11 protein-coding genes and 1 tRNA gene are annotated in these 8,931 nt (G+C 62.9%); 5 read left to right on the top strand and 7 right to left on the bottom strand.

The features are described from left to right. Nucleotides 1–82 precede the first annotated feature (82 nt). The 4 genes from BGN91_RS00060 to BGN91_RS00045 form a co-directional block, all read right to left on the bottom strand. Nucleotides 83–349 (bottom strand): hypothetical protein, encoded by a 267-nt coding sequence (locus tag BGN91_RS00060; protein ID WP_292609908.1) that lies wholly within the window; start codon nt 347–349, stop codon nt 83–85. Between the two features lie 138 nt (nt 350–487). Then, nucleotides 488–865: a TIGR02301 family protein gene (locus BGN91_RS00055; RefSeq protein ID WP_292609906.1), complete on the bottom strand. Its 378-nt coding sequence runs from the start codon at nt 863–865 to the stop codon at nt 488–490. Between the two features lie 89 nt (nt 866–954). Then, complete coding sequence (locus BGN91_RS00050; RefSeq protein ID WP_292609904.1) at nt 955–1,380, bottom strand: NUDIX hydrolase; 426 nt, start codon at nt 1,378–1,380, stop codon at nt 955–957. Beyond that, entirely contained in the window at nt 1,380–1,889 is a 510-nt protein-coding gene (locus BGN91_RS00045; protein ID WP_292609903.1) for a hypothetical protein, read from the bottom strand. The genes BGN91_RS00050 and BGN91_RS00045 overlap by 1 nt, the downstream gene beginning before the upstream one ends. A 62-nt stretch (nt 1,890–1,951) precedes the next feature. On the opposite strand from BGN91_RS00045, the gene BGN91_RS00040 reads away from it, so the two are divergent. Next, on the top strand, nt 1,952–2,719 hold the full coding sequence (locus tag BGN91_RS00040) for an SOS response-associated peptidase (protein WP_292609901.1): 768 nt from the start codon (nt 1,952–1,954) through the stop codon (nt 2,717–2,719). Between the two features lie 57 nt (nt 2,720–2,776). On the opposite strand, the gene BGN91_RS00035 is transcribed toward BGN91_RS00040, so the two are convergent. Both BGN91_RS00035 and BGN91_RS00030 read right to left on the bottom strand, forming a co-directional pair. Then, nucleotides 2,777–4,213 carry an FAD-binding oxidoreductase gene (locus BGN91_RS00035; RefSeq protein WP_292609899.1) on the bottom strand — a complete coding sequence of 479 codons (1,437 nt, stop codon included), beginning with the start codon at nt 4,211–4,213 and terminating at the stop codon, nt 2,777–2,779. Nucleotides 4,214–4,245: 32 nt separating this feature from the next. Beyond that, a complete protein-coding gene (locus tag BGN91_RS00030) occupies nt 4,246–5,232 on the bottom strand; it encodes an L-threonylcarbamoyladenylate synthase (protein ID WP_292609897.1) in 987 nt (328 codons plus the stop codon). Nucleotides 5,233–5,299: 67 nt separating this feature from the next. Between BGN91_RS00030 and BGN91_RS00025 the strand changes: the two genes are divergently transcribed. After that, nucleotides 5,300–5,376: transfer RNA gene (locus tag BGN91_RS00025), tRNA-Pro, on the top strand. 86 nt (nt 5,377–5,462) lie between these two features. Here the strand turns inward: BGN91_RS00025 and BGN91_RS00020 are convergent. Beyond that, a complete protein-coding gene (locus BGN91_RS00020) occupies nt 5,463–6,419 on the bottom strand; it encodes a LysR family transcriptional regulator (protein ID WP_292609895.1) in 957 nt (318 codons plus the stop codon). A gap of 129 nt (nt 6,420–6,548) precedes the next feature. Here BGN91_RS00020 and BGN91_RS00015 point away from each other — a divergent pair, with 129 nt between their 5' ends. From BGN91_RS00015 to BGN91_RS00005, 3 genes are all read left to right on the top strand, one after another. Continuing rightward, complete coding sequence (locus tag BGN91_RS00015) at nt 6,549–7,586, top strand: class 1 fructose-bisphosphatase (protein ID WP_292609893.1); 1,038 nt, start codon at nt 6,549–6,551, stop codon at nt 7,584–7,586. A 20-nt stretch (nt 7,587–7,606) separates the two neighbouring features. Then, nucleotides 7,607–8,479, top strand: coding sequence for a phosphoribulokinase (locus BGN91_RS00010; RefSeq protein ID WP_292609891.1), 873 nt, complete (start codon nt 7,607–7,609; stop codon nt 8,477–8,479). Nucleotides 8,480–8,629: 150 nt separating this feature from the next. Continuing rightward, on the top strand, nt 8,630–8,931 hold a 302-nt coding region (locus BGN91_RS00005; protein WP_292609888.1), incomplete at its 3' end, for a class II fructose-bisphosphate aldolase.

Here is an 8,931-nt window from a genome sequence, read left to right as displayed (position 1 = left end):
GTATTGCAGGGCTGAATTCCAGTATCGAGGGTCCGGAAGCGAATCGGCCGGTCACGCCCGGCGATGAGCAACGGATGAGCAGCTACTGCTTCGCCAGCGCGATCGAGAACTCGCCGTTGCGGACGCGGCTTGCGAGACCTTCGACGAAGTTCGCCACCGCATCCTCGCCATAAGTGCTGACGAGTTCGGCAAAGGCGGCGAACAGGCTGGCCTGCGCCAGGCAATCGCCATCGACGCCGTCATGCCGTGCCTCGGCCCACGCTTCGTTGAGGTAACTCAGAGCGGCCTGCTTCTGTTCTTGATCGGGCAGCGAATTGCAGGCCGGGCTGAAGGTAAATGGCGGGCGCATGAAAAATCCGGGCATCTGACGAAACAAAGCGTTTAACAACCGCCCTGGGTTTAGCATGCGAATCGAGGCCGGACAGCCAGTTCTTTAGGAAAGGTTAACGCGCCTTGGCGTATTTTGACGCCGAAACGAGCCGGCACATCAATTTGCGTATCTGGCGGTCAGGTCGCGGGCAATCTTCGCGCCTTCCTCGATATAGCGGCGGATCGCGACATTGGCGGCCGGGGTGCATACCCGATAGGTCTGCTGGAACCCGTTATAGCCGCGGTTGAATCCGGCGATCATCCTGGCGCGGCGTTCGCCCGTCGGTGTTTCGGCGTCGACCAGGGCCTGCATTTCATTGCGCCATTTGGCGCCTTCGTTGGCGCCGCAGATGCCGCGCAGATAATGCAGCGTACCGAGAATCTCGGCCAGCCGCTGCAGGTCGGCATCGAACGGCGCAGCCCCTTCCTGCCCGCGCGCGGGCAACGCGCTGCAGATCGCAGTCAGAACAACAACGGCAAAAACCGATTTGCGCATCAACGGAGTCCGGCTCCGTCGTGATATGCCTTTTCAATGCGATGGAAGCAAGGCTGGGCGATCCACGGCAGGCCTTCGCCTTCGCAGGTTTAGGCTCCGACGAGCCGCCGCGCCGAATCGATGATGGTTTGCAGCCCTTCGGTGACGTGCAAATCGTCCGGCAGATCGGGAGCGAACCAGCCGAGACCGTCGAGTTCCTCGCTTAAGACGGGTTCACCGTCGACCCAGCGCGCCGCGAACGCCATCACCACGAAATGTCCGTCACCGGGTCCGGTCGGGACGACCTCGCGCCAGCCCGCGAGGCCGACGATCGCGATTCTCAACCCGATTTCTTCCGCGACCTCGCGATGCAGCGCCTTCGCCATGGTCTCGCCGAATTCGACGCGGCCGCCGGGCAGCGAATGCGAGCCTTTGCCGGGCGGCCGGGCGCGGCGCACCAGCAAAACCTTGCCGTCGCGAAAGATCGCGGCGCTGACGGCGAGCTGGGGAGTCTGGAAAGGCTCGACAGCCGGCATCAGTGGTTCATGATGTAATCGACGTCGGTTTCGCCGCGCTCACCGTTGATGATGCCGCCGGCCAGCGTGACCAGCGGCTTGACCCAGCCCGTCGCCTGAATGGCGAGGAGCGCGCGGGTTTTGTCCTGGCGGACGCCTTTCATCGCTGACGCCACGGCCGTCAGGATGGTTGTCATGTTGCCGGTCACGTTGTCGAATCTGGCGCGAATATCAGGGTCGGCCTGTTCATAGGCCTCGATCGCGAGATCGCGGGCCTTGAAGTTCGACGCCATGAAATGCTCCGGATAGGTCAAGGGCTGCCAGTCCATGAAGTCGGCGGCGCAGTCCGGGATATCCGGGATCATCTCCAGCAGCATGATGGCTTCGTTGAAATGATTGAGATAGTCGGTCGCAAGACCCGTTCGCGGGTTGATGTTGGCGGCCGACAGTTCGGCTTCCCGACCGGGCCCGTTCGGGTCGGTCTGCTTCCCAATTGGAACAAGGGATGGTTTGCTGGACGCCGTTGTCATTGGTTGTAGTGTTAGGCTCCGGGATTTAATACGAGTTGAATTTCTGACTTCCGGAAGACGAAATGTGCGGACGCTACGTCATCCTGTCGCCGCCGGAGGCGATGCGTCAGGCTTTTGGCTACGCCGAGCAGCCGAACTTTCCGCCTCGGTATAATATTGCGCCGACTCAACCGATCCCTGTTGTCGTCCCCGAGAACGGCGGCCGGCACTTTCGCCTGATGCGATGGGGCCTGATTCCGGCCTGGGTCAAGGACCCTCGGCAGTTCGCTCTTCTCATCAACGCCCGCGCCGAGACCGTGCTGGACAAGCCGGCTTTCAAAAACGCAATGAAACGGCGGCGCTGTCTGCTTCCGGCCGACGGATACTATGAATGGCATCAATCGGACGGGCGCAAGCGGCCGTTTTTCATTCGGCCGCGCCATGGCGGGTTGATCGCCTTCGCAGGGCTTTCCGAAACCTGGGTCGGGCCGAACGGCGAGGAACTCGATACGGTCGCGCTCGTCACCGCGGCAGCGCATGGCGCTCTCGCGACTCTGCATTCGCGGGTGCCGGTGACGATCGCGCCTGCGGATCACGCGCGCTGGCTCGACGGCGACGCTATCGATGCCGGAGAGGCCGTGCGGTTGCTGCGCGCGCCGGAGGACGGCGAATTCGTCTGGCATGAAGTCTCGACACGCGTGAACCGTGTCGCCCACGATGATGAGCAGCTGATTCTGCCGATCTCGGCGGAGCAGGCGGATGCCGAGGCGACGAAGGCGGCGAAGAAGATGACGGTTCGCAAAGCTGCGCCCGCGGCCTCTGGCGAGGACGGTCAGGGCTCGTTGTTTTGACCGGCGATGACGCGACAGCGTCGGGCATGACGTCGCCAACGCAATGTCTGTGAATGCTCACAGCACCTTGCCCGGATTCATGATGCCGAGCGGATCGAGCAGCGCCTTGATGCCGCGCATCACGTCGATCGCGGTTCCGTCTTTCACGCGGGGCAGGTCATCGCGCTTCAGCACACCGATGCCGTGTTCGGCGGAGATCGAGCCGCCCATCCGCAGTGCGACGGCGAAGACCATTGCATTGACGTCGTGCCAGCGGCCGAGAAACTCCTGCGTCGCCATTCCGGTGACGGGCTGGCTGACGTTGTAGTGGATGTTGCCGTCGCCGAGATGGCCGAAGGCGACCGGGCGCGCGCCGGGGATCAGCTTCATCACGGCGGCATCAGCCTCGGCGATGAAGGCGGGCACGGCCGCGACTGGCACCGAGATGTCGTGCTTGATCGAGCCGCCCTCCGGCTTTTGCGCCATCGGGATCACCTCGCGCAGCTTCCAGAACGCCGCGCGCTGCTGGAGACTGGCTGCGATTACCGCATCCTCGACGGTGCCGTCCGCCATGCCCCGCCTCAGAATGGCTTCCAGCGTCGCGGCCGCGTCGTCGCGCGACGAGGAGATTTCCATTAGCACGTACCAGGGATGGCGCTTGCCGAACGGGTCGCGGACGTCGGGGCCGTGCCTGACGCAGATGTCGACGCAGATCCCGGCGAGCAGCTCGAAGCTGGTCAGGCTGCCGGCGGCTTCGGCTTGGGAAATGGCCAGCAGTTTCAGGGCATCGGCCGGCGATGTCAGGCCGACAAAGGCGGTCGCCACCGCGCGCGGTTTCGGAAACAGCTTCAGGACCGCGGCGGTGATGATGCCGAGCGTGCCCTCGGCGCCGATGAACAGGTTGCGCAGGTCGTAGCCGGTATTGTCCTTTTTCAGCTTCGACAGGCCGTTGAGGATGCGCCCGTCGGCCAGCACCACCTCGAGACCGAGCGCCATGTCGCGCGCCACGCCGAACGCCAGCGCGCCGGTCCCGCCGGCATTGGTCGAGAGATTGCCGCCGATGGTGCAGCTTCCTTCGGCGCCGAGCGACAGCGGAAAGAAGCGATCCACCTCGCCGGCGCGTTGCTGGATGGTCTGCAATACGGCGCCAGCCTCGACCGTCATGGTGTTGGAGGCGGTATCGACCTCGCGGATTTTGTCCATCCGCCGCATCGAGACCACCACTTCGCCGTTGTGCGGCGTCTGTCCGCCGACGAGACCGGTGTTGCCGCCCTGCGGCACCAGCGCGATCCTGTGTTCGGTCGCGAGCCTGCAGATCGCGGACACCTCCGCCGTCGATGCCGGACGCAGCACCAGCGGAGAGCGGCCGTGAAACAGGTTGCGCTCCTCCGTCAGGTAGGGCGCCAGTTCGTCGGCGTCGGTCACCGCATATTTGTCGCCGACGATCGAGGCAAAGCGCGCGATCAGATCGGGCGACAGCGGCGGCAGCGCGGATTTTGGCGGGGCGACAGTCATGGCGTGTCCAAAGGCTTTCGACGACATGCCGATCAGCCTTGCGGCGCGGCGGCGCGGCGCAGCCGGTCGTTGATGGCTTCGCCGAGTCCGTCGTCGGGAACCGGCATCACCGCGATGGTCCGCGCGCCGCAGGCATCGAGGGCGCGAAGATAGCCGAAAAGATTGGCGGCGGCCTCCCTGAGATCGCCGCGCTCGGACAGGTTCATCACGGCGGCCGCGGCTTCGCTGCCGGCGAGAGCGGCCGGGCCGAAGGCCAACAGGGCCTCGCCGCGTGAAAGGCTCGCAGCATTGAGCCGCACCCTGGCGCGCGGCGCGTAGTGCGAGGCCAGCATCCCGGATGCCAGCGGTTGTCCATTGGCCGCGTCGGGATCGGGCGAGGCCAGAGGGCTGCCGAGCACGCGTTCAATGTCGGCGCGCGGAATTCCGCCCGGACGCAGCAGCGCCGGGGACGCGAAACAGCCGACGATGGCGGATTCGACGCCGACCTCGACCGGCCCGCCGTCGACGATCAGGTCGATCCGCCCCGAAAGATCGCTTTGCACATGCGCCGCTGTCGTCGGCGAAACATGGCCGGACAGGTTGGCGGACGGCGCGACCAGCGCGCCGCCGAATCCGCGCAGGATGTCGCGCGCCACCGGATGGGCGGGAACCCGGATCGCAATGGTGTCGAGGCCGGCCGTGGCAAGCTCGGCCACCGGGCAGCGCGGGGCCTTCGGCAGCACCAGCGTCAGCGGGCCCGGCCAGAACGCGTCAGCGAGCGCGAGCGCCGTGGCATCGAAACAGGCGATCCCTTGCGCGGATGCGAGATCGCCGACATGCACGATCAGCGGATTGAAGGCGGGCCTGCCCTTGGCGCGGTAGAGCCGCGCGACCGCTTCCGCGTTGGCGGCGTCGGCGCCGAGCCCGTAGACTGTCTCGGTGGGGAACGCAACCAGGCCGCCGTCGCGGAGCGTCCGGGCAGCTGCTGCCGTCGCGGCCGCGCCGGCCGGTCTAATCTGCGTTGTCAATTCCACGGACATTGGAATTTCAGTTTTCGATCCAGCTTCTTGCGGTGCGCGAAACCCAAGGCTATAAGCCGCGTCTTGTCGGAGTGTGGCTCAGCCCGGTAGAGCACTGCGTTCGGGACGCAGGGGTCGCAGGTTCAAATCCTGCCACTCCGACCATTATTTCAATGACTTATAGTTTCGATGCGCCGGCCGCGCAACGCAAGCGCCGACGGATTCGCCGGTTGCGTCGCCAGATGTCCGCTTCACCTGCGCTTCGGGTCGCGCCGATCGGCGGCGGTCGCCGCCTGTGGCAGGAACTGCTTGCCGTTGACGACCAGAAAGTCGAGCATTTCCTGCGCCGGAGGAAGCAGGACCTTGTCCTTCCTCCTGACGACGAACCACTGTCGCACGATCGGCAGACCGGCGATGTCGAGAGTGATCATCCGGCCTTCCCTGAGTTCGACCGCCACCGTGTGCGCCGAGATGAAAGCGATCCCGAGACCGGCGATGACCGCCTGCTTGATGGTCTCATTGCTGCTCATCTCCATGCCGATTTGCGGCTCAAGGTTGCTGTTCTCGAAAAACTGCTCCATCAGGAACCGTGTACCGGAGCCTGGCTCGCGGGAAACGAAGGTTTCCTGCGCCAGATCAACCGCCGCGAGGCCGGAGACGTTTGCAAGCCGGTGTTCTTTCGGGGCGATGACGACATGCGGATGGTCGCCGATCAGGTGGGTGTCCAGTTCGATGTCTGGAGGCGGGTGGCCCATGATCGCGAAATCGAGCGCATAGCCGCGCAAAGCCTGCCGTATTTCCTGGCGATTGACGATCGTCAGACTGATGTCTATGCCCGGATGGAGCTTTGAGAATGCGGAAATCGCAAACGGGACAAAATATTTTGCCGTGCTGACCGCGCCGATCGATATGCGTCCGCCGGTTCGACCGGCTATCATGTCGAGCGAGGTCGCGCAGCTTTCGATGGCGGCCTCGACGCGTTCGAAAAGCGTGTACAGTTCCTGCCCCGCCGGCGTGAGCACCATGCCGTCGCTGGTGCGCTGAAGCAGAGGCAGTCCGCAGAGTTGTTGCAGGTTACGCAACTGCAGCGTGACCGCAGGTTGGGTTAAATGCAACTTGTTTGCGGCTGCAGTGACGCTGCCTCCAGCCGCAACCGATGCCAAAGCACGAAGCTGCCGAATGGTGACGTCGCGAAGCTTCGAGATCATATAAGAAGAATTTTGGTTCGATTAAGGATATTGAAATTGTACTTATTACATGCAACGAGTCAATGTTTCGCAATGCTCTGGAAAGCGGCAGATCGGCTGTTTGGACATTGCGGCCGAAGGGGAAACTGAATGAGCCAAGAGCTAACACTGCAGCAAAGGATGGATGGTGAAGGAGGGTCGGATCCGCTTCGCCGAGCAGTGAAGGAAGCGGTCGCTGCGCTCGCACAGGCTGCAATCGATATTTCCGATCTGACGTGTCGTGGCGCATTGGCGGGGATCACCGGCAAGGCACAAGGACGCAACACCGACGGCGATGTTCAGAAGGATCTCGATGTTCGCGCCGATCAAATCATCCGCGAAGCCCTCGGCGCCCTGCCGATCGCCGTGCTGGCTTCGGAAGAAATGGCGGATCTGGAGATTTTGAATCCGGCCGCGCCGATCAGCGTCGCGTTCGATCCGCTGGACGGTTCATCGAACATCAACACGAACATGTCGGTAGGCACGATCTTTTCGATCATGCCGACGCCCTCCGATGCCAGCGCCGCCTTCGTGCAGCCGGGAAGTGCGCAGCTTGCGGCCGGCTTCGTCGTCTACGGTCCGCAAACCTCTCTCGTCCTCACCCTCGGCCAGGGCGTCGATATCTTTACGCTCGATCGCGTGGAGCGGGTGTTCAAGCTCACGGGATCGACGGTGCAGATCCCGCCGAACGCCACGGAGTTCGCGATCAACGCTTCGAACAGGCGGCACTGGGATCTGCCGGTTCGCGCCTATATCGACGAGTGCCTCATGGGCGCCGACGGGATGGGCGGCAAGGATTTCAACATGCGCTGGATCGGCTCGCTGGTCGCGGAAGCCTTCCGCATTCTCATTCGCGGCGGCATCTTCCTTTATCCCGGAGACGCTCGGGACGGTTATGAAGAAGGCCGCCTGCGCCTGGTTTACGAGGCGCATCCGATGGCATTCATCATCGAGCAGGCGGGCGGCGGCGCCACCACAGGACGTCAACGCGTTCTGGACCTCGTTCCCCGCACCCTGCATCAGCGCGTTCCGCTGATCATGGGTTCGATCAAGAACGTCCAGCGGCTCGAGCACATGCACACGGCACCCGACGTCGCCTTGGAAACGAATGCTCCGTTGTTCGGGCATCGCGGCTTGTTTCGCGTTTGATTTGAGGGGCTGTTGCAATCGTGTCCAGAAAGCATCCTATTATCTCAATCACGGGTTCGTCGGGCGCCGGCACGACATCCGTCAAGCGTACCTTCGAGCAGATCTTCCGCCGCGAGAACGTGGTGGCCGCCTACATCGAGGGAGACGCGTTCCACCGGTACAACCGCGCCGAAATGCGTACCCGCATGGCCGAGGAGTCGGACAAGGGCAACAAGCATTTCAGTCACTTCAGCCCGGAGACCAATCTGTTCGCCGAGCTGGAGGCCGTATTCCGGAGCTATAGCGAAACCGGAACCGGCAACACGCGCTACTACGTCCATGACGACGCGGAAGCCGCGTTGCATAAGGTTCCCCCGGGGACGTTCACCGACTGGCAGAAACTACCCGAGAACTCGGACCTGTTGTTTTACGAAGGTCTGCACGGCGCGGTCGTGACCGACAAGGTCAATGTCGCCCAATATGCGGATCTCAAGATCGGCGTCGTTCCCGTCATCAATCTCGAATGGATCCAGAAGCTGCATCGCGATCGCAGCGCGCGGGGCTATTCCACCGAGGCGGTCACCGACACCATTCTTCGGCGCATGCCGGATTACGTCAACTACATCTGCCCTCAATTTGCCGAAACGGACATCAACTTCCAGCGCGTGCCGACGGTGGATACTTCGAATCCGTTCATCGCGCGGTGGATACCGACCCCCGACGAGTCGATGGTCGTGATCCGGATGAAGAATCCGCGCGGCATCGATTTTCCGTACCTGCTGTCGATGATTCCGAACAGCTTCATGTCGCGCGCGAACTCGATTGTCATTCACGGATCCAAGCTGGATCTCGCGATGCAGTTGATCCTGACGCCGCTGATCCTTCAGCTCATCGAGCGAAAGAGGCGCGCATGAGCGGCGAATTCATGACGATAGGTAAAGTCGAGCGGAGCCGCCGCAATGACGGCGGGAACCGCGACATCGAAGTAGTTGATCGGTGCACGGCCAAGGGGGGTATAATCCCCGGCGTGACTGCTATCAGCACATCCCAAGGGTGAGGACAAAATGGCTCGTATTACACTGAGGCAACTGCTGGACCATGCGGCCGAGCATGGCTACGGCGTACCGGCATTCAATATCAATAACATGGAGCAGGGTCTCGCCATCATGGAGGCGGCCGCTGCCGTCGACGCTCCGGTCATTCTCCAGGCTTCGCGCGGCGCACGCTCCTACGCCAACGACATCATGCTGGCGAACATGATCGATGCGCTGGACCAGATGTATCCGAATATTCCGCTGTGCATGCATCAGGATCACGGCAACGAGGAAGCGACCTGCGCCACCGCGATCAAGTACGGCTTCACCTC

Source organism: Nitrobacter sp. 62-13 (assembly GCF_001896955.1).
Lineage (GTDB): Bacteria > Pseudomonadota > Alphaproteobacteria > Rhizobiales > Xanthobacteraceae > Nitrobacter.
This window is presented reverse-complemented; position numbering and strand designations above follow the sequence as displayed.

Coding starts and splice junctions, on each gene's coding strand:
- BGN91_RS00060 (WP_292609908.1), bottom strand. CDS start 349: ATGCGCCCGCCATTTACCTTCAGCCCGGCCTGCAATTCGCTGCCCGAT.
- BGN91_RS00040 (WP_292609901.1), top strand. CDS start 1,952: ATGTGCGGACGCTACGTCATCCTGTCGCCGCCGGAGGCGATGCGTCAG.
- BGN91_RS00020 (WP_292609895.1), bottom strand. CDS start 6,419: ATGATCTCGAAGCTTCGCGACGTCACCATTCGGCAGCTTCGTGCTTTG.
- BGN91_RS00055 (WP_292609906.1), bottom strand. CDS start 865: ATGCGCAAATCGGTTTTTGCCGTTGTTGTTCTGACTGCGATCTGCAGC.
- BGN91_RS00030 (WP_292609897.1), bottom strand. CDS start 5,232: ATGTCCGTGGAATTGACAACGCAGATTAGACCGGCCGGCGCGGCCGCG.
- BGN91_RS00035 (WP_292609899.1), bottom strand. CDS start 4,213: ATGACTGTCGCCCCGCCAAAATCCGCGCTGCCGCCGCTGTCGCCCGAT.
- BGN91_RS00045 (WP_292609903.1), bottom strand. CDS start 1,889: ATGACAACGGCGTCCAGCAAACCATCCCTTGTTCCAATTGGGAAGCAG.
- BGN91_RS00050 (WP_292609904.1), bottom strand. CDS start 1,380: ATGCCGGCTGTCGAGCCTTTCCAGACTCCCCAGCTCGCCGTCAGCGCC.
- BGN91_RS00015 (WP_292609893.1), top strand. CDS start 6,549: ATGAGCCAAGAGCTAACACTGCAGCAAAGGATGGATGGTGAAGGAGGG.